Source organism: Paenibacillus sp. ACRRX, from assembly GCF_022346885.1.
Lineage (GTDB): Bacteria > Bacillota > Bacilli > Paenibacillales > Paenibacillaceae > Paenibacillus_B.
In genome coordinates this window covers 1-509 of sequence record NZ_JAKRNK010000031.1, presented here as the reverse complement: position 1 = coordinate 509, position 509 = coordinate 1, and the positions used below count along the sequence as shown (strand labels likewise).

The following is a 509-nucleotide window of genomic DNA, read 5'->3' as shown; positions in this document are numbered from 1 at the left end:
AGACGGCATAGACGGCAGCGTCACAAATTTGTCCGCCGTCAACTCCGGCCGCATCCAGTAGCCGCGCGCCAGTCCCACGCCCGCGATGCACAGCTCACCCGCCACACCAATAGGCTGCAGCTGATTTTGTCCGCTTACAATATAGATCCGTGTATTGTCGATCGGCTTGCCGATCGGCACGCTCACATATGGCTGGCCAGCTTCGCAATCAAAGTACGTGACGTCGACGGTGGCTTCCGTCGGTCCGTACAGGTTGATCAGCCTTGCCCCATTCACGGGTGCAATGAAGCGCTGGAAGCGCTCGACTTGTGATGCGAGCAGCGCTTCGCCGCTCGTAAACACTTGCCGCAGCGGCTGCAAGCTGCGCTCACGCTCGGCCTGCGACAGTTGTTCCACATGCTCGAGGAAGGCATGCAGCATAGATGGCACGAAGTGCATCGTCGTTATGCGTTCACGTTCAATCGTCTCCAGTATGACCGCCGGATTTTTCTCGCCGCCTACCGGCAGCA

General features: G+C 58.9%; 1 protein-coding gene. It reads right to left on the bottom strand.

Annotated features, from left to right (window positions below; all coding sequences use genetic code 11):
* Positions 1 to 509, bottom strand: a 509-nt coding sequence (locus MH117_RS26450) for an AMP-binding protein (RefSeq protein WP_239334098.1), incomplete at both ends; no start/stop codon positions are given.